This is a genomic window from Camelimonas sp. FR25 (genome assembly GCF_059740505.1).
Window position 1 is genome coordinate 1 of sequence record NZ_JCAWFG010000021.1, and the last position, 18,677, is coordinate 18,677.

Annotated in this window: 19 protein-coding genes and 1 pseudogene; 19 read left to right on the plus strand and 1 reads right to left on the minus strand. The window is 68.6% G+C overall.

Annotated elements, in window-relative coordinates; all coding sequences use genetic code 11:
* Positions 1-680: 680 nt before the first annotated feature.
* Both AC6A67_RS02700 and AC6A67_RS02705 read left to right on the plus strand, forming a co-directional pair.
* Positions 681-1,247 carry an HK97 family phage prohead protease gene (locus tag AC6A67_RS02700; protein WP_498035008.1) on the plus strand — a complete coding sequence of 189 codons (567 nt, stop codon included), beginning with the start codon at positions 681-683 and terminating at the stop codon, positions 1,245-1,247.
* A 233-nt stretch (positions 1,248-1,480) separates the two neighbouring features.
* Positions 1,481-2,782, plus strand: coding sequence for a phage major capsid protein (locus tag AC6A67_RS02705; protein ID WP_498035009.1), 1,302 nt, complete (start codon positions 1,481-1,483; stop codon positions 2,780-2,782).
* 28 nt (positions 2,783-2,810) lie between these two features.
* On the opposite strand, the gene AC6A67_RS02710 is transcribed toward AC6A67_RS02705, so the two are convergent.
* Positions 2,811-3,596, minus strand: a complete 786-nt coding sequence (locus tag AC6A67_RS02710) for a S1 family peptidase (protein WP_498035010.1) — start codon at positions 3,594-3,596, stop codon at positions 2,811-2,813.
* A 220-nt stretch (positions 3,597-3,816) separates the two neighbouring features.
* On the opposite strand from AC6A67_RS02710, the gene AC6A67_RS02715 reads away from it, so the two are divergent.
* The 17 genes and pseudogenes from AC6A67_RS02715 (at position 3,817) to AC6A67_RS02795 (ending at position 18,536) form a co-directional block, all read left to right on the plus strand.
* Entirely contained in the window at positions 3,817-4,383 is a 567-nt protein-coding gene (locus tag AC6A67_RS02715) for a head-tail connector protein (protein ID WP_498035011.1), read from the plus strand.
* 111 nt (positions 4,384-4,494) lie between these two features.
* Complete coding sequence (locus AC6A67_RS02720) at positions 4,495-4,830, plus strand: phage head completion protein (RefSeq protein WP_498035013.1); 336 nt, start codon at positions 4,495-4,497, stop codon at positions 4,828-4,830.
* Positions 4,827-5,252 (plus strand): DUF3168 domain-containing protein, encoded by a 426-nt coding sequence (locus tag AC6A67_RS02725; protein ID WP_498035015.1) that lies wholly within the window; start codon positions 4,827-4,829, stop codon positions 5,250-5,252. Before AC6A67_RS02720 ends, AC6A67_RS02725 begins: the two co-directional genes overlap by 4 nt.
* A 69-nt stretch (positions 5,253-5,321) precedes the next feature.
* Complete coding sequence (locus AC6A67_RS02730) at positions 5,322-5,735, plus strand: phage major tail protein, TP901-1 family (protein WP_498035017.1); 414 nt, start codon at positions 5,322-5,324, stop codon at positions 5,733-5,735.
* A gap of 8 nt (positions 5,736-5,743) precedes the next feature.
* Positions 5,744-6,262: a gene transfer agent family protein gene (locus tag AC6A67_RS02735; protein WP_498035018.1), complete on the plus strand. Its 519-nt coding sequence runs from the start codon at positions 5,744-5,746 to the stop codon at positions 6,260-6,262.
* Positions 6,208-6,387 (plus strand): phage tail assembly chaperone, encoded by a 180-nt coding sequence (locus AC6A67_RS02740; protein WP_498035020.1) that lies wholly within the window; start codon positions 6,208-6,210, stop codon positions 6,385-6,387. The genes AC6A67_RS02735 and AC6A67_RS02740 overlap by 55 nt, the downstream gene beginning before the upstream one ends.
* A gap of 52 nt (positions 6,388-6,439) precedes the next feature.
* Positions 6,440-6,997, plus strand: coding sequence for a phage tail tape measure protein (locus AC6A67_RS02745; protein ID WP_498035174.1), 558 nt, complete (start codon positions 6,440-6,442; stop codon positions 6,995-6,997).
* Positions 6,998-7,040: 43 nt separating this feature from the next.
* Positions 7,041-7,683, plus strand: a pseudogene (locus AC6A67_RS02750) (phage distal tail protein, Rcc01695 family).
* Positions 7,684-7,741: 58 nt separating this feature from the next.
* Complete coding sequence (locus AC6A67_RS02755) at positions 7,742-8,632, plus strand: phage/gene transfer agent baseplate hub protein (RefSeq protein WP_498035022.1); 891 nt, start codon at positions 7,742-7,744, stop codon at positions 8,630-8,632.
* The gene (locus AC6A67_RS02760; protein WP_498035023.1) at positions 8,629-9,093 is read left to right on the plus strand and encodes an NlpC/P60 family protein; all 465 of its coding nucleotides are present in this window, start codon (positions 8,629-8,631) and stop codon (positions 9,091-9,093) included. Before AC6A67_RS02755 ends, AC6A67_RS02760 begins: the two co-directional genes overlap by 4 nt.
* A 2-nt stretch (positions 9,094-9,095) precedes the next feature.
* Complete coding sequence (locus AC6A67_RS02765) at positions 9,096-10,442, plus strand: hypothetical protein (protein WP_498035024.1); 1,347 nt, start codon at positions 9,096-9,098, stop codon at positions 10,440-10,442.
* The gene (locus tag AC6A67_RS02770) at positions 10,439-13,009 is read left to right on the plus strand and encodes a baseplate multidomain protein megatron (protein ID WP_498035025.1); all 2,571 of its coding nucleotides are present in this window, start codon (positions 10,439-10,441) and stop codon (positions 13,007-13,009) included. Before AC6A67_RS02765 ends, AC6A67_RS02770 begins: the two co-directional genes overlap by 4 nt.
* 71 nt (positions 13,010-13,080) lie before the next feature.
* On the plus strand, positions 13,081-14,484 hold the full coding sequence (locus tag AC6A67_RS02775) for a DUF2793 domain-containing protein (protein WP_498035026.1): 1,404 nt from the start codon (positions 13,081-13,083) through the stop codon (positions 14,482-14,484).
* A gap of 111 nt (positions 14,485-14,595) precedes the next feature.
* Positions 14,596-14,931 (plus strand): hypothetical protein, encoded by a 336-nt coding sequence (locus AC6A67_RS02780; RefSeq protein ID WP_498035028.1) that lies wholly within the window; start codon positions 14,596-14,598, stop codon positions 14,929-14,931.
* 19 nt (positions 14,932-14,950) lie between these two features.
* Positions 14,951-16,117: an SGNH/GDSL hydrolase family protein gene (locus AC6A67_RS02785; RefSeq protein WP_498035029.1), complete on the plus strand. Its 1,167-nt coding sequence runs from the start codon at positions 14,951-14,953 to the stop codon at positions 16,115-16,117.
* A 129-nt stretch (positions 16,118-16,246) separates the two neighbouring features.
* Positions 16,247-17,152, plus strand: a complete 906-nt coding sequence (locus AC6A67_RS02790; RefSeq protein ID WP_498035030.1) for a glycoside hydrolase family 108 protein — start codon at positions 16,247-16,249, stop codon at positions 17,150-17,152.
* Positions 17,153-17,870: 718 nt separating this feature from the next.
* Positions 17,871-18,536 carry a response regulator transcription factor gene (locus AC6A67_RS02795; protein ID WP_498035031.1) on the plus strand — a complete coding sequence of 222 codons (666 nt, stop codon included), beginning with the start codon at positions 17,871-17,873 and terminating at the stop codon, positions 18,534-18,536.
* Positions 18,537-18,677: the final 141 nt, after the last annotated feature.

Below are 18,677 nucleotides of genomic sequence, written 5' to 3' on the forward strand. Positions count from 1 at the left end.
AGCGATGATGAGAAGCGCGCAGCTGTTGGCTATGGCCGGGCGGGTGTGGCGTGATTTGATGGGGCGTTGTGTGGTGTTCCGGTAATTATGTAAGTATTTAATGATTATAAATTCAATATTTGTAACGTTTTTCGAGGGAAATTTCAGAAAAAATGTCCGTGTTGAGGGGTATTGGTTTGGAAGATGGGTGGGTCAATCTTTTGATTGATGCGATTGCCTGTGCGCCGCGTGGCGCGGGTGAGGCGCGGACGCTGCGAATGGGTGCGTCAGCCTGTGCGACTGGCGGGCGCTGCGTCGGGCGCGGCGATGCAGCTGAGGGAGATGCGCCATGGCACGTTATGTCAGATGCAAGCAGAAACGGCGCGAAGCGCCGGGCGCAGTCCGACGTCGTTTCCAGCCGCGATTTACCGCCCTGAGCGACGGGGCCTGGCGACAGCCTGGCGTCCAGGGGAGCGGCGCCGGGATCATCGCCGACTTTATTGGCGTGATTGGCGCGCCGGCGCATGGGCCAGCGGCAAACTGTTGCGATGGCGGTGGGCCATCCGAGTGAGCTGCGCAGGGGGCTTACGATTGGCGCCGGGCCGCGACGGGCCGGGCGGCATGGTCGTGGCGCGGTGTGCCGGGCCATTTTTCGTTGCGGAGCTTTGCTGGGGACGGCGGTGGGCCGCCGGGGGGATGCGATGGCGCAGGCGGAGGCACGGAGCGGGGTGTTCAGCGGCTATGCCAGCGTGTTCACCCAGCCGGATCTGGCAGGCGATGTGGTGCTCGCCGGGGCTTTCACGCGCACACTGGCCCGGCGTCCGCCGGCCATGGTGCGGATGCTGTGGCAGCACGATCCGGGCCAGCCGCTCGGGCGCTGGCTGGAGCTGCGCGAGGACGGGCGTGGCCTGTTCGTGCGTGGCGCGCTCAATCTGGCGGTGCGTCGCGCCGCTGAAATTCATGCGCTGGCCATGGCTGGTGATATCGACGGGCTGTCGATTGGTTTTCGCGCCGTCGAGGCGACCCGCGATCAGCGCAGCGGATTGCGCCGCCTGAGTCAGATCGATCTGTGGGAGATTTCGCTGGTCACCTTTCCCATGCAGCCGATGGCGCGGGTGCAGATGGCGGCGCAGGACGCAGGCGCGGCGCTTGCCCATGCGGGCGACGCCGGGACCGAGCGCCGCATGCTGGCCAGTCTCAGCCTGATGCGCGCCGCTTGTGGCGGGGCTGGATTGCAGCAGCCTCCCGCTGGCATGCGAAGACGCTGACGCCTTGGCGGCCTCCAGGCTCAGGCGCTGAATGGCTGTCGCCGAGCCGGGTTAGGGGCACATCGCGCTGTTTGGCGTCGCAAGGGTCTGCGGCGCCCCTTTAAACACCATCGCTGGTTTTGTTGGGCCGTGCTGACGCGCAGCATGGCTGCTTGCGACCGCCGCCTGTCCGATCTTGTGCAAAGGTTATGGCTCGCGTTGCGGCGTGGGCATGACCATCACCGGAGTTCGTCATGACCATCACCGCCTTACCCATGCCGGAGAACCTGACTGGCCAGCTGGCTGCGCCCGAGTGCAAGGCGCTGGCTGCGTCTGTGGCGCCTGTGGCCACGCCAGAGGTTGTTCAGGCTTTCGAGGATTTTTCGCGTCAGTTCGCCGCCTATCAGGAGGCCAATGACTCAAGGCTCAAATCACTCGAAAAGCGCCAGGCCGATGTGCTGAGCGATGAGCGGCTGGCGCGTATCGACGCGGCGCTCGATGAAAGCCGACGTCGTCATGACCGGGCGCTGCTCGACAGTCGTCGGCCACAACTTGAGGTCGCAGGCGTCGCTGATCCGCTGCGGCAGGAGCATAAATCTGCCTTCGACGCTTATGTGCGGACCGGCGAGGCCGCCGGGCTGAAGCAATTGGAGACCCGGGCGCTGTCGGCGGGCTCCGGGCCAGACGGCGGTTATCTGGCGCCGGCGGAGGTGGAGCGGGACGTGCTCGGGCGGCTGGCGGCGCTGTCGCCGATCCGGGCGCTGGCCTCGGTGCGGACGATTTCCGCCGCCACCTATCGCAAGGCTTTCAGCGTCGCTGGGGCCGCTGCTGGCTGGGTGAGCGAGACCGCCGCGCGGCCGCAGACCACATCGCCGACGCTTGCGGAAATCGCCTTTCCGGCCATGGAGCTTTACGCCCAGCCCGCCGCGACCCAGACCTTGCTTGATGACGCGGTGGTCGACATTGATCGCTGGCTGGCCGAGGAAGTGGAGCAGGCCTTCGCCGAGCAGGAGGGGGCGGCGTTTGTCGCTGGCGACGGCACGTCGCAGCCGCTGGGTTTTCTCACCGCGACCAAGGTGGCTAACGCCAGCTGGGAGTGGGGCAAGCTGGGCTATGTCGCGACCGGCGCTGCAGGGGCCTTCGCCACTACCAGCCCAGGCGATGCGCTGGTCGATCTGATCTACGCCCTGAAATCGGCGCACCGGCAGAAGGCGACCTTCGTCTTTAATCGCAAGACCCAGAGCGCCATCCGCAAGTTCAAGAACGGCGACGGCAGCTATCTGTGGGCGCCGCCGGCCACGGCGACTGGCGCGGCTTCCTTGCTGGGCTTTCCGGTGGTGGAGGTCGAGGACATGCCCGATGTGGCGGCCAACAGCTTCTCGGTGGCGTTCGGCGATTTCCGGCGCGGCTATCTGATCGTCGACCGCGCCGGGGTGCGGGTGTTGCGCGATCCTTACAGCGCCAAGCCCTATGTCCTGTTTTACACCACCAAGCGGGTGGGCGGCGGCGTTCAGGATTTTGACGCGCTGAAGCTGCTGAAGTTCGCTGCGTCCTGAGGGGTGTCGCGGCCCTGCGCTGGCGTAGCTACTTCCAGTTGGCGCGCAGGCCCCAGCTGGCGAGGGTGTCGTCGATCCAGCGCCGCTGCGGGGCGAGCAGCACGCCCTGGGTGGTCTGGCCGCAGGGCTGGCCGCGCGCCCCCTTCGACCAGACGGTGATCGCCGTGACCGCATCGCCCCAGGCGATGGGGCCGCCGGAATCCCCGGCGCAGGCGCCCAGCGCCCGACCCCTGGGGGCGTCGACCCATAGCAGGATACGGCCCCGGCCCCACGGTTCGGTTACCGGGGCGGTGACCGAGCGCAGCTGTCCGTCGGCGCGTTGTTTGCCGACGGCGCCAAAGCCGCTGATGGTGACCATGTCGCCAGCGCGCGGCTGTGGCCCTGTGGAGAGATCGGCTGGCGCAAAGCGGGCGGGCAGCGGCTGCGCCAGCTGGATCAGCGCCAGATCCACCGACTGGCGGCGGTCGCGGACGGCGCTTTTCACATAATCAGGATGAGTGGCGGAGGCCGACGGCGTCAGCAGCATTGGGGCGCCATTGTCCATGTAATGCACGCGATGCTCGCGCGCCGCATCGGCGCAATGGGCAGCCGTAAGCACGGCGCGCGGGTTGACCACCACGGCCGTGCACACGCCGCCATCCGAGCCCAGCACCATCAGCGTCGAGGCGCGGGCCGGGCCGTGTTCCTCGGCGCCGCCGACAATGGCGTGCGCCGCATGGAGGCTGCCGACGCAGAACATGGCCAGCGCGACGAACAGGGCGCGGGCGCTGGAGGCGGTGTGAGCGGCGGCTGGCCGATGGTGTGGCTGGTTCACGTGTCATCCCGCCATGTGCGGCGCCGGATCACCGGCGCTGATGGTCGAAAGCCTGTGCTGGCGGCGCGCCGCCGTAGCGCGGCGACAGGCTGGCGCCTGAGCTGGACCAGACCCCGCCCAGGAAGTCGGCCCAGCAGTATCCCGCCCGCGTGATCGGCGCACTCCCTGGCCTGCTGGCAGCGCGGCGCTGGCGTCAGCCAGGCGCGCGAGGAGGAATGGCATGAACCTGGTGCTTGTCAACGGTCCTGCGGTGGAGCCGGTGGGGCTGGACGCGATGAAACACTATTTGCGGCTGACGGATGACAGTGAGGATGCGCTTGTTGCGGCGATGATCAGCGCCGCGCGCGCCACTGTCGAGGCGACCACTGGGCTGGCGCTGATCAGCCAGCAGTGGCGCGTCAGTATCGACGCCTGGCCGCTCGCTGATCTGCTGCGTCCGCCGCTCAGGCCGCTGCGCCAGATCGACAGCGCGCGGCTGGTGGCGGCGGATGGGACCGCCACGGAGCTTGAAGCGGCGGATTTTCGCCTGGAGCCAGGCTGCGACGCTATTCGCCCGCTTGGGGCGCGGCCAGAGATCGCTGCGGGCGGCTGGCTCGAGATCGTCTTTACCGCCGGCTACGGCGACGCGTCCACGGACGTGCCGCCGCCGCTGCGGCTCGCCATGCAGACGCTGGCCGCCAGCTGGTTTGACCGGCGTGGCGACCATGTCGCGGCGCCCGGCGCGCCGCTTCTGCCAGAGGCGGCGCTGGCGCTGCTGGCGCCGTTCCGGCGGATGCGGCTGAGCTAGAGCAAGGTCTGATCCGTCGCGATCGGCGCCTGCTGCTTATCTCGACGCAGTGAGCGAATGCTCATCGATCAGACGATCCGTTTTAATCGTTGGGCGTTCCACGGAGGCGACATGGCCAGGGTTGCGACCCACAGCGGCGACCTCCGTCGCCGTCTCATTCTTGAGCGTCGCGCTGACAGCGGCGACGCTTTGGTTGGCGGCGGCGAGAGTTGGGATGAGGTGGCGGCGGTCTGGGCGTCGCTGCGCCTGTTGCGTGGCGCACGGGTCGACCGGGGCGACCGCGCAGCGCTCGACACTGTCTGGGCCATCCTGATGCGCTGGCGGGACGATATCGACGGCGACTGCCGCTTGCGTGACGGCGCGCGGGTGCTGGCCATCGTGGCGCGCGGCGATCCGGATGGCCGGCGGCAATGGCTGGCGGTGACGGCGCGGGAGGAAAGCCCATGAGCGGCGCAAGCGATGTCTCGCCGGTGCTGGCCTTGCGGGCGGCGGTTTACGACGCGCTGGTGGCTGACGATGTCCTTGCCGAGCTGTCCGGCGGGCCGCGAGTCTTCGACGAGGCGCCGCGCGGCGCGCGCGGGCTTTATGTGGCCTTTGGCCCGGCGCAGGCCCGCGACCGGTCCGCCGGCGGCCTGGCGCTGGAGAGCCAGCAATTGACCCTGAATGTGTGGGCGCCAGCTGGCGCGCAGCGCCTGGCGCTGGGCGTGGCCGCGCGCATCCGCGCCATTGTGGCTGACGGGCTCGCCATGGACGGGCGGACGCTGGTGCTGCTGCGGGTGCTGCGTGAGGACGTGGCCCGCGACACACGCACCGGCGGCTGGCGGGTGCGGCTGACGCTGGCGGCGATCACCGCTGGCGCCGCGGCCTGAGCTGAACGCCTTCTGGCTCCTCTCACAGGGCGCCGATTTTTCCGATGATTCGGGCGAGGGGAGGCAGGCATGGGCGCGCAAAAGGGCAGGGATTTGTTGCTGCGGATGGCGGGAGCGTCGACGGGGGAGTTCACCACCGTGGCGGGGCTGCGGGCGCGGCAAATGTCGTTCAACGCTGACGCGGTGGATGTGACCAATGCGGAATCCGCCGGGCGCTGGCGCGAATTGTTGGCCGGGGCCGGTGTGCGGCGCTGCGCCATCGGCGGGGCGGGCGTGTTTCTTGATGATGTGAGCGACGCGGCCGTGCGCCAATGTTTCTTCGATGGCCTGATCAAGATTTGGCGGGTGATTATTCCTGATTTCGGCACGGTCGAGGGGCCGTTCCAGATCACCGCGCTGGAATATCGCGGCGAGCATGCGGGCGAGCTCACCTTCGATCTGGCGCTGGAATCGGCCGGCGCCATCTCCTTCACCGCCAGTTGAGGTCAGCCATGCGCCAGATGAGCAATCGCCGTCGCGGTGAGGTCACCGCATTGATCGGCGGCGAGCCACGCCGCCTGCGTCTGACCCTGGGTGCCCTGGCCGAACTGGAAAGCGCGCTCGGCTCCGGGGATCTGGCGCAATTGGGCCAGAGGCTGGCGCGGGGGGCGCTGTCGGCCCGCGATCTGCAGGTCATTCTGGCGGCGGGATTGCGCGGCGCTGGGGAGACGATCTCCGACGCTGAAGCGGCGGCCCTGCCAGTGGCGGGCGAGCTGCCAGCCATGGCGGCGGCGGCGGTTGAATTGCTGGCGCTGACCTTCGGCGAGGCCGGGGCAGAGGATGAGATGAAGACTGGGGCGCGGGCAGCGGGTGATGATGGCGCGTCGGCGGAGGCCGGCGCCGGCGGCCCTTTTCCGGCGCGGCGCAGGCGTTTCTGGCGGCGGGCGCGGTCAGGGCCTTTCCGTGGGATGAGGTCATGGCTTTTGGCCTCGGGCGTCTGGGCGTTGCGCCGGCGATTTTCTGGGCGATGACGCCGCGCGAGCTGGCGGCGGCGATGCGGGCGCATGCGCCACAGGCGCGTGACGCCGCCCCGACCCGCGCCGAATTGCGCGCCCTGGACCTGGCCTATCCGGATGGAGCTGGCGATGAACGATGACGGCGACAGGTTTGACGGGGGCGGCGACTGGGACCCCGCCGCCGTGCAGGACATGGCGGAAGCGTTTCGCAATCTGGACGAGATGGCGCAGCGGGCGGGCAAGGCCATGACCGCCGCCTTCGCCAGCGGCGTGAGCGGCGGCAAGAACCTCAACCAGCTGCTAGGCGCCCTGGGATCACGCCTCAGCGCCATCGCGCTTAATGCAGCGCTGAAGCCGCTGGAGGGGGCGATCGGCTCTGGTCTTGAATCGCTGCTCAAGGGGCTCGGAGGGGCGTTTGGAGGCGCGTTTGGTGGGGTGAGCGCCCATGCGCGCGGCAATGTTTTCGCAGGCGGCAAGGTTCAGGCTTTCGCCCGAGGCGGGGTGGTGGCGGCGCCGACCTATTTTCCCATGGCTGGCGGCGTCGGATTGATGGGGGAGCGCGGGGCGGAGGCGATCATGCCGCTGCAGCGCGGCGCCGATGGCCGACTTGGGGTCGCCGCCGCTGGCGGCCGGGGCGCCCAGGTGACGGTGCATATGGCGGCGCGGGATGTCGACAGTTTCCGGGGGTCGCAGGCCCAGATCGCCGCCACGCTGGCGCGCGCCGTGGCGCGGGGGCAGCGGGCGATGTGAGGGCGCTGACGATTTGGGGCGGCGACAGGCGGCGGGTGGGCAGATGGCGGCTTTCCATGAGGTGCGGTTTCCGGTCGATGTGGCGCTTGGGGCGCGCGGCGGCCTGGAGCGCCGGACCGAGATCGTTGTGCTCGCCTCGGGGCGCGAGCATCGCAATGCGCGCTGGGCCAATTCGCGCCGGCGCTATGACGCGGGCTTCGGCGTCAGGACGCTGGACGCGCTGGCGGCGGTGATCAGCTTTTTTGAGGAACGGCGCGGGCGTCTGCACGGTTTCCGCTGGCGTGACCGGCCCGATGATCGCAGCTGCGCGCCTTCGGGGACGCCGCAGGCCGGGGACCAGACGCTTGGCGAGGGCGACGGTGAAACCTCTGTTTTTCAGCTGGTGAAGCGCTATGGGGCTGGCGACGATCCGTGGCTGCGGCGCATCGTCAAGCCGGTGACCGGCACGGTGCGGGTGGCGGTCGATGGGGTGGAGCAGGAGGCCGGCGTCGTGTCGGTCGATCACACGACAGGCGTCGTTCACTTCGCCTCCGGGGCCATTCCTGCCGCCGGGGCGGTGGTGACGGCAGGCAGGCTACCAGTTTGACACCCCGGTGCGCTTTGACAGCGACAGGCTTGAGATTGATCTGGCGGCCTTTGACGCCGGCGATATTCCGCACATTCCGCTGATTGAGATCATGCCCTGAGCCGACGGCGACATGGCCGGGATCAGGAATTGGCTTCGGTGACACAGGAGGAGCGCTGATGCGCGCCGTTCCGGAGGGGCTGGCCGGGCGGCTGGCCAGTGAAACCACGACGCTGGCCCGTTGCTGGCGGTTGCAGCGCACCGACGGGCTGACGCTGGGCTTCACCGATCATGATTGCGACCTCACCTTTGGCGGCGTGACCTATGTTGCGGGCACGGCCTTGCAGGCGGCGGAGCGCAGCAGCGAACTGGGCTTCGCCATCGGTGGCGGTGAGGTCTCGGGCGTGCTCGACGCCGCGGCGCTGACCGCTGCCGATATCGCCAACGGCCGCTATGACGGCGCGCAGGTGGAGATTTGGCTGGTGGACTGGGCGGCCCCTGAGCACCGTCTGTTGCTCGATATGGCGGTAATTGGCGAGGTGCGGCGCAGCGGCGAGCGTTTCGACGCCGAGCTGCGCAGCATCACCCACCAGCTCGACCAGAGCGTCGGGCGCATTTATGCCGCCGCCTGCGCCGCTGACCTCGGCGACGCCCAATGCGGCGTATCGCTGGACCACGCTGATTTACGCGGCGCGGGCGAGGTGACGGCGACCGCGGACGGGGGCGGCATTTACTGCAGCGGCCTTGAGGGTTTTGCCGATGGCTGGTTTAGCCACGGCCGTTTGTTGTGGGACACCGGCGCCAATGCGGGCCTTGCCTGCGATGTCAGATGGCATCGGGCCCAGGGCGGCGCGGTGGAATTGCTGCTGTGGGCGCAGACGATACAGGCGATGTCGCCGGGCGATCGCTTTACGGTGACCGCCGGCTGCGATCGCAGCTTCGCCATGTGCCGTAACCGCTTTGGCAACGCGGTGAATTTTCGCGGTTTCCCGCATATGCCGGGCAATGATTTTGCCCTGGGCGCAGGGCAGGCCCGCGCGCCGATGGATGGCGGGAGCCTGTTCCGGTGAGCGGCGCAGGCCAGCCATGGCGTCGGCGGATTGTGAGGGAGGCGCGGGCCTGGCTTGGCACGCCTTATCTGCATCAGGGCAGCTGCATCGGCGTGGGCTGTGATTGCCTGGGGCTGGTGCGGGGGGTGTGGCGCGGCCTGTATGGCGCTGAGCCGGAGACGCCGCCAGCCTATGGCCAAGATTGGGCCGAAGCCCGGGGCGATGAACGGCTGCGCGACGCCGCCCTGCGGCATCTGCGCCCGGTGGCGCTCGGGGATATCGCGCCGGGGGATGTGCTGCTGTTTCGCTTTCGCGCCAGCGCCCCGGCGCGGCACTGCGGCGTGATGAGCGCCGACGATTTGATGGTGCACGCCCATGATGGCGCGGTGGCGAGCGAAGTGGCGCTGACCTGCGCCTGGCGGCGATGCCTCGCCTACGCCTTCGCCTTTCCGCAGCCGCTGGATGTCGACGCAGGAGGATAGCGATGGCGACGCTGGTGCTTCAGCTGGCAGGCGGCGCCCTGGGGGCGGCGGTGGCCGGTCCTGCCGGGGCGGTGGTCGGCCGGGCGCTGGGCGCCATGGCCGGCGCCGCAATCGATTCCAGCCTGCTCTCGGCGCTGGACGGGCGCAAGGCGGGGACGTCGCCGGCGCTGACCGATGTGCCGGGATTGTCGTCGACGGAAGGGGCGCCCCTTGCGCGGGTTTATGGCCGGGCGCGGGTGGGCGGTCAGCTGATCTGGGCCAGCCGCATCGAGCGCGTCGCCAGATTCGACACAGAGCGTAGCGGCTTTGGCGGCAAGGGCGCGCTCGGCGCCATGAGCCAGGACGGCCAGGCGAGCTGGAGCTATTTCGCCAATCTGGCCATCGGGGTCTGTGAGGGGCCGGTGGCTTTTATCCGGCGGGTCTGGGCCGATGGCGAGGAGCTGGATCTCGCCCGCGTCGTGATGCGCGTCCATACGGGTGAGGCGACCCAGGCGGCTGATCCTCTGATCGTCGCCAAGGAAGGGGCGGATGCGGCGCCCGCCTATCGCGGCCTCGCCTATGTGGTGTTCGAGCGGCTGGCGCTGGCGCGGTTCAATAACCGGATTCCGCAGTTCTCGTTTGAGGTGGTGCGGCCGCTGAATGGGCTGCGCAGCCTGATCCGGGCGGTCAATCTGATCCCCGGGGCCACCGAATTTGGCTATGACCCGCAATGGCGGGTGCAAATGCCGGCGCCAGGCGTCAGCACGCCGGAAAACCGGCGCCAGCTTTATGCGCCCACCGATGTTAGCGCCTCGCTCGATGCGCTGCAGGCGTTGTGCCCGGCGCTTGAGCGGGTGGCGGTCGTCGTCAGCTGGTTCGGCGATGATCTGCGCTGTGGCCATTGCGCCATCGCTCCGCGCGTCGAGGCGCATGAGCGGATCACCACCGGCGATCCGTGGATGGTGAGCGGCGTCAGCCGGGCGGCGACGGCGCGCGTCTCCAGTAGCGGCGGCCAGCTGGCCTATGGCGGCACGCCTTCGGACGCCGCCATTATCCGGCTTGTGCATGAACTGAACCGGCGCGGGTTGGCGGTGACGCTGTATCCCTTCGTGATGATGGATGTTGCGCCAGGCAATGACCGGCCTGATCCGCGCCAGCCGGAGGCGGGGCAGCCCGCCTATCCGTGGCGCGGCCGCATCACCTGCCATCCGGCGCCTGGTGTAGCGGGCTCGCCGAATGCGACAGCCGAGGCGGCGGAGCAGGTGGCGGCGTTCTTCGGCGACGCGACGGCGGCGCAGTTCTTGCCGTATTTCGCCACCGTCGCCTTTCTGGGCGCTTCATTCTGCATTATGCACGGCTGGCCAGCATGACCGGCGGGGTGTCGGGGTTCATCATCGGCTCGGAGTTCGTCGGCCTGACGCGGGTGCGCGGCGACGAAGGCTATGCGGCCACAGCGCATTTCGCTGCCATCGCGACGGAGGCGCGCAGCGTGCTGGGGCCAGACGTCGCTTTGACCTATGCCGCCGACTGGACCGAATATGGCGCGCATGTCCGCGATGGCGGCGAGGAGGTGGATTTTCCGCTCGACGATTTGTGGGCTGCGTCTGAGATTGATGCGGTGGGTGTCGATTATTATCCGCCGCTGAGCGACTGGCGCGATGGCGAAGACCATGCGGACGCAGCCCTCGCCAGCTCGATCTACGACCTGGATTATCTGATCGGGCGGGCGGGGGCGGGGGAGGCTTTCGACTATTATTATGCCGATGCGGCGGCGCGCGCCGCCGGGCTGCGCACGCCGATCACCGACGCAGCTTTCGGCAAGCCGTGGCTGTATCGGGCCAAGGATCTGGTCAATTGGTGGAGCCAGCCGCATGTGCGGCGGAGCGGCGGCGTCGAGACCAGCGCCACCGCCTGGACGCCCGGCGGCAAGCCGCTGTGGCTGACGGAGATCGGCGTGCCGGCGGTGGATCGCGGCGCCAATGGGCCGAATGTGTTTCCCGACGCCAAATCATCCGAGAACGCGCTGCCGCCGCAGTCGCGCGGCGGGCGCGATGATCTGATGCAATTGCGCGGGCTGGAGGCGATGATCCGGCGGTTTGATCCGGCGGCGGGGGCGCTTGAGGCGTGGAACCCTTCCGCCAGCCTCTACGCTGGCCGCATGATTGATCCGGCGCATATTTATGTGTGGGCGTGGGATGCGCGGCCATTCCCGGCGTTTCCCGCCATGGGCGACGTCTGGGGCGACGCCGCCGCCTGGTGGACGGGGCACTGGATCACCGGGCGTCTGGAGGGAGCCGAACTTGGCCTGCTGGCGATGCGATTGCTCTGCGACCACGGCATGCCTTTGGCGGGGGCAGCGGTGGAGCCAGGGGTTGAGGCGGTGCTCGACGGCTATGTGGTGGACCGGCCGATGTCGGCGCGCGACGCCTTGCAGCCGCTGTGCGATCTGTACGGGTTTCATGCGGTGGCCAGTGCTGGCGCGGTGCGCTTCACCACGGCCGATACGGTGGGGAGTGCGCTTGACGCAACCTTGCTGGCGCCGGCGGCGGACGGCGCTCTGTTTGAGCTGACGCGGTCTGAGGCGTCTGGGCTACCGCTCGAAATCCGGCTGGGCTTTACGGACAGTGACGGCGATTATCGCCGCGCCGCCGCCGTGTCGCGGCGGTTGGGCGGCGAGAGCGTGCGGCGCAGTAACGCTGAATTCAGCGTGGTGACGCACCGCGCCGAGGCGGCGCGCCGGGCCGACGACTGGTTGCAGCGGATATGGCAGGGGCGGGAGCAGCTGACGCTGCGGCTGTCGCCGCGCGCCGTGGCGCTGGAGCCGGGCGATGTGTTCAGCTTCGACGCTGGCGACGGCATGCGCGCCTGGCGGGTGACGCGCATCGTCGATGGCGATGTGCGGCAGGCATCGGCCGAGGCTTGCGTGCGGCGGCGCGCTGATGGCGGGCTGGCGCCGCTGGCGGCGCCCAGCGCGCCTGCGCCGGCCTTGCCGGGGCCGCCGCTGGCGCTGACGCTTGATCTGCCGGCGGCGATCAGCACGCCGGAGACCTTGCAGCATCTGGCGGTGTTCGCCGATCCATGGCCTGGCGCCATGACGCTATGGCGGTCGTCTGACGGTGAGCATTTCCGCCAGATCGACCAGATTGTGGCGCCAGCGCTCGTTGGCGAGACGACGACGGCGCTGGGGCCTGGGCCGCTGTGGCGCTTTGATCACGCGGGCTGGTTTGAGGCGGTGATGCGCGGCGGGGCGCTGGCTTCGGTGGATGACGCCAGCCTGTTCGAGGGCGCCAATCTGTTCGCGCTGCTGGATGAGGCGGGCGACATCGAGATTGTCGGCGCCGGGCGGATTGTGTTGTGCGACGGTGTTGGCGCGGCAAGGCGCTGGCGGTTTAGCCGGCTGCTGCGCGGGCTGGGCGGCAGTGAAGCGGCGGCGGGACGGTCGCTGGCTGCGGGCGCCCGTGTCGTCGCCATCGACGGCGCCCTTTCGCCGCTGACCAGGGATCGCAGCGATCTTGGCCGCGCTATGCGTTATCGCATTGGCCCAAGCGGGCGCGATCACGGCGACGCTTCGGTGGTGAGTTTTGCGGCGACGCCGGGGCTTGCGGCGTTGCGACCCATGCCGCCGGTGCAAGTGCGGGCGTGGCGGACGCTGGACGGCGTGCGCATCGGTTTTGTGCGCCGCATTCGCTTCGCTGGCGAAGGCTGGGATGCGGCGGAGCCATCGATTGAGGGCGGGGCGCGCCATGAGATTGATATTTATGCAGGCGGCGCTGTGGCGCGCACCCTGACGGGCGAGACGGCGCCGATGCTGTATCCGGCGGCGCAGGAACTTGTCGATTTTGGCGCGCCGCAGACCACGCTCGATGTGGCCATCGCCCAGGCCAGCGCCGTCGCCGGGCGCGGTTTCGCCACGCGGCGACTGCTCGCCATCGGCTGAGCCCGGCGCCCACAAGCGTGGGGCGCGGCGCGCTCATTTTGCCTCACCAAATCTGTGACCCTGGAGGGAAGATGTCCGACACCCTGCGTCTCGGAATGCCGCTTGTGGCGCCTGGCCAGGCCCAGAAGCATGTGCCCGTTAATGAGAGCCTGTGCCTGCTCGACGCGCTGGTGCATCTGGCGGTGCTGGACGCCAGCCTGACGGCGCCGCCGCCAGCGCCAGCCGACGGCGATCGTTATATTGTCGCTGCGGAGCCTGACGGCGACTGGGCCGGACATGGCGGCGAGGTGGCGGTATGGCGTGATGGCGGCTGGTTGTTTCATGCGCCGCAGTCTGGCTGGCTGGCATGGGACGCGTCCCGGGCGTTGTTGCTGGCCTATGACGATGGCGACTGGTCGGCGGCCTGTGGCGCGCTGCCAGCGTTGGGGATTGGGACCAGCGCCGATGCGCTCAATCCCTTAAGCGTGCGGGGCGACAATGTGCTGTTTGCGGCGCGGGCTGTTGTCGACGGCGGCGGCGATATGCGCGTCAAGATCAATCGGGAGGCGGCGGAGCGGACCGCCTCTCTGCTGTTCCAGTCTGGTTGGTCGGGGCGGGCGGAGTTTGGCCTGATCGGCGACAGCGATGTCGCCCTGAAGGTGTCGCAGGATGGCGCGCTGTGGCGCGAGGCGTTGCGGGTTGACGCTGAAACGGCGACCCTGAGCTGTCCTGCGCAAGGCGCGGCGACGCCGTTTAGCCATGGCGCCTGCTGGCTGGCGCTGGATGGGACGGTGTTAGGCCTCAGGCCTGACAATGGTGGCGGCCTGCAGATCGATGGCCGATTGCGCAGCGTGCCTGCAGCCGGGGTGACGCTGGCCGCGACGGGATTTGCCGCCGACACCACCTTCTTCATCTACGCCAGCTGGAGCGGCGACGCCATGGCGCTGGCGGCCAGCACGGCGGCCCCCGTGGCTGATGGCGCCACCGGGGTCATGGTCAGCAGCGCTAGCGCCGCCCACACGCTGGTTGGCATGGCGCGCACGGTGACGGGCCCGGCCTGGGTGGACAGCCCGGGCCAGCGGTTTGTGCGCAGCTGGTTCGGTCGGCGGGGCGTTGTGGCGACAGGGGCGCTGGCGGGCGATGTGACGCTGGCGGCAGGCCCCAGTGCGACGATTGACGCCGCCGTGAGCCTCGACGTGCTGGCCTGGGCGGGCGAGGCGCTGATGTTGTCGATGTCTGGCTCCTGCGTTGCGGCAGGGACAACCCAGGCGCAATGCGCCCTCGTTGCCGATGACGTTGTGCGCGCCCGGCAGGTCGCCAGCCTCGCCGCGGCCGCGGTGTGGTCGCCGGCGCTGGCTGCACATTTGACGGCCGGGAGCCATGGCCTCATCGCTTTGCATTGCGCTTCTGGCGCATCCACCGCCGCCCTGACCTGGGCGGGCGCCGACGCCGCTTTGGCTGCGCGGCTGCGCATCACGGCGTCGGTGGGCGGCTGACGACGCGCCCTCGTTGTTGGCGTCGGGCGCTGTCTCGCGGGACGCCGTCTGGCTGTTGACGATCTCCGTCCTCATTGGCGCGCGCCTGTGGCGCGGCGCGGGAGAGAAGTGATGACCGCATTTCTGGAGAGTTACCCGTCTGGCTCGGGCCGGGGCGCGTTTGCGCCTGAATTCGCCGAGCGCATCGACGCCGTGCGCCTCGTCGGCGGCGTCGCCGAGGCGCACCCCATCCCTGCGGGCTTTCGTTTCGCGGTGTTCAGCTTCACCGGCAATGTGTTTGTGCGGACCGGCGGCGCCGACGTCAGCGCAGCCTTACCCAACGCCAGCACCACCAGCGGCGATGCGTCCGAGCTCAACCCGGCCGCCAGGCGCTTCAGCGCCAGCGCAACGCATATCGCGCTGGTGTCGCGCGATGATTGCCTGGGCTCCATCGCATTCTATCGCTGAGCAGCCGCAGGGGGCGCACATGCATGGGTTAAACCTGACCAATCCGCGACCGGAGACGACGGGGTTGCTTGAGCCATTCGCAGGTCCATTCGCCGCGCGGGCGCGCAAACGGATCGTCGTCGGGCTCGACAGTTTGGGTAACAGCGGCGGCTTGCCTGGACTTGCTGATGGCTTGCGCGCGCATTTCAACGCGAGGCTCGGCGATGGCGGCATCGGGCTGACGCCGCTCGATCATACGGCAGCGGCGAACTGTTTTGCGGGTGGTGAATTTTCGCTCAGCGCCGGCTTTAGCAATGTCGGGAATTTGAGCTGGAGCCACGCCAATCGCCTGCGCGCCCCGTTCGGGCGAGGGCTGCTGTGCGTCAACAGCGCCGTCAGCGAGGAGGAGAGCTCTGATTATTTGCTGCTCTCGGGCGCCTCAACCACGGTGACTGCGGTGGACCTTTACTTCGAATGGTCGAAGGCGGGGCAGTCGTTCCGCCTGCGGCAATGGCCCACGGAGGTGCTGAGCAGCGGCGTGGAGGGGAGCCAGAGCGCTTACCCGCAACTCGGCGTCGTGCACAAAATGACGTTTCTGCTTGATGTTGGCGGCGTGCAGGCGGTCAAGGGTTTCAATGTCGAAAGCGTGGTCTGCCAGGATGAGCCGGTGTTCTTCTGGGCGGTGGAGTTCCATGAGCCGCAGGACGGCGCCGGCGGCGTGCAGGTGATTGACGTCGGCACGCCCTCCGCCATGGCGGCGGACTGGAGCGGCCTCGATGATGACCGCATGCGCGCCTGGATGCGCCTGCTGGCGCCGGATGTGTTTGTGCTGAACGCTGGCGTCAATGATCGGGGCGCCAGCCCGCAGAGCGATGTGGCGGCGCGGGCCAACGCCGCCGTTTATAGCCACCATCTTGGCCGGATCATCTCGCGGCTGCAGGCGAGTGCGCGCACGGCGGTGGCGCTGGTGCGGCCGCTTGATCCGGAGGACGCCGCCACCACGGGCATCCGCTATTACGACCGGGTGTTGCGCTCGGCCGCCTGGGCGCATGGCTGCGCTTATCTCGACGAGCGCGACACGCTTGGTGATTACGCCGCGGCAAACGCCGCTGGCTATATGTCGACGGACGGCGTGCATCCCTCAACGACTGGCAACGCCCGTCGCTGGGCGGCGTTGGCCGACAAGCTGGCGCGCTTCGGCGTTTAGGGCGGCGCTTCAGGCGGACCCGGCTGGCGACTTGTGTGCGGTTCATGACGCAAGCGGCGGCCATAGGGCGACGCCGGTTCGGCGCGGGTGCGTCGCCACCATTTCCGACATGATGATCAGGAGGCTGACATGGTCGCCACCAACCAGAATGGCGCGGTTGCGCGCGTGCTTGCGCACGAAGGCGGCAATGTGGATGATCCGCAGGATCCGGGCGGGCGCACCAGTCGCGGCGTCACCCAGCGGGTATATGATGCGTGGCGCAAGGGGCGCGGTCAGGCTTGTCGCGATGTCTATCGCATGGCGCCGGCTGAAGCGCGGGCCATTTATATTGAGCAATACTGGAACCGGGTGCGCGGTGATGAACTGCCGGCGGGCGTCGACTATGCAGTGTTTGACGCGGCGGTGAATTCCGGGCCGGTGCAGGCCGTCAAATGGCTGCAACGGGCGCTGGGCGGCGTGCGCGTCGATGGCGTGGTCGGGCAGGTGACGCTGCGCGCCGCCCAGGTTCATCCTGACAAGGCGCGCCTCATCGCCGACATGTGCGCGCGTCGCATGGCGTTTCTCCGGCAGCTGCGAACCTGGCGGCGGTTTGGCGGCGGCTGGACCAGGAGAGTGACAGAGGTGGAACGGGCAGCGATAGGGCTGGTCGCTGGTCGCAAGGTCGCGGGCGCCGCGGCTGCATCAGTTGGCGGGGCCCGGGCCGACCCGGCGCAGATGCGGGTGGCGCGTGGGGCTGGTGCGGCCCAGGCCATAGCTGGGGCAGGCATCGCCACTGCCGCCGCCGCCGAGGCGATTGGGCAGAACTTACGCGAGGCCGCAGCCGAAATTGGGGCCGCCTCGCAGCATCTGGCGACGCTGAACTGGCTGGCGTCGTGGCTGGCGGTCGCCGGCGCCGTGGCGCTGGCCGGGGGGATTTGCTGGCGGATCTGCGTCGCGTGGCGGGCACGCGCCATCGCCGCAGCGCGTGATGATCAGCCATCCGGCGATGGGCACCGCTGGCCATGGTCGTGGTTCGGCATGGCTGGCGAGCGGTGACGCGACGCTACATTGCGCGCTCTCGCGCGAGATACGGCCGCTATGATCAATCCGGCGCGCGTATTGGGGCCGATGCTGGCGCAGGCGCCCTGTGCAGATTACGAACATGACGTCACGTCGCCGCCATGGCAAATTCGCCGTGGACGGGGTTGTCGGACGAGGGGAGAGCAGCATTGGGCCAGAGCTATGCCCCGCGATTGACTGCCTGGCGCGGCATGATGATGAGCGCAGCCATCGCCTGTGTCTGGCTTGCGGCATGGGACATGCCCGTGCAGGCCCAGCAGGCCGAGCTGCGACCGCGCCATGACGAGCAGTGCTTCACCGGCGCCGAGGCCAGAGAGCTGGTCAACAACAAGGTCGTGACGCCGCCTGGCCCGGCGATCCGCAAGGCCAAGGCTGCGGGCGGTCCAGGATCGCGGGCCTTGCGGGCGCATTTGTGTCGGCGTGATGGGCAGTATTACTATAAAGTGACGCTGCTGAAGCGGGACGGCAAGGTCGTGCGCCAGGTGGCGTCGGCGCGGCCGGGGGGCGCCGCGCTAGCGCGCATGTCGCGACGGCGCGACGTGCGTGACGTCTGGAGCATGGGTTGGGGCGCTAGCTACGCGGGGCCTTGCGATGAGCGCCAGGCGTCTCCCCGGCGCTCGGGGCCCAAAATCGGGAGCCGGCAGGCTGGCGCGCGCGCTCCTGCGATGACGCCCAATCGGGCATGGAGTTTTTCGTGCGACTGTTGGTGGTGGAGGATGACCGGGATCTGAACCGGCAGATTGTTCAGGCGTTGGAAGGCGCCGGTTATGCGATTGATCGGGCCTTTGACGGTCTCGAAGCTGCGTTCCTCGGCGAAACCGAGCCTTATGACGCCGTCATTCTCGATCTCGGTCTGCCCGGTCTGGATGGCCAGGGCGTGCTGCAGCGCTGGCGTGGCGCTGGCGTGGCGACGCCGGTGCTGGTTTTGACGGCGCGGGATCGCTGGAATGACAAGGTGCTGGCGTTTGACGCAGGCGCCGATGATTACGTCGCCAAACCTTTCCATATGGAGGAAGTGCTGGCGCGCATCAGGGCGCTGTTGCGTCGCTCGGCCGGCCACGCCAGCAATGTCCTGGCTTGCGGCGTCGTGCGCCTCGATGTGGGCGCGGCGCGGGTGACGGTGAATGGGGCGGAGGTGCGGCTGACCTCGCATGAGCTGCGCCTGCTGAGCTATCTGATGCATCACCTCGGCAAAACCGTCTCGCGCAGCGAGCTTACCGAGCACATTTATGATCAGGATTTTGACAGGGATTCCAATACTATAGAGGTGTTTGTCGGTCGGTTGCGGCGCAAGCTTGGGGTGGATGTGATCGAGACCGTGCGCGGGCTCGGCTACCGCATGGCGACGCCAGCTGGCTAATGCGGCTTCTGCTCCGGGATTTCTCGTTCCTGATCCGGTTCAGAGTGAACAGATGCTGTTTCGTGGCGCATTCACATCTGAGGGGCAGGTCGGATCGACCGAAATGCTTTGCAGACGACGAGGTTGGGCGGCTGGCTGGGC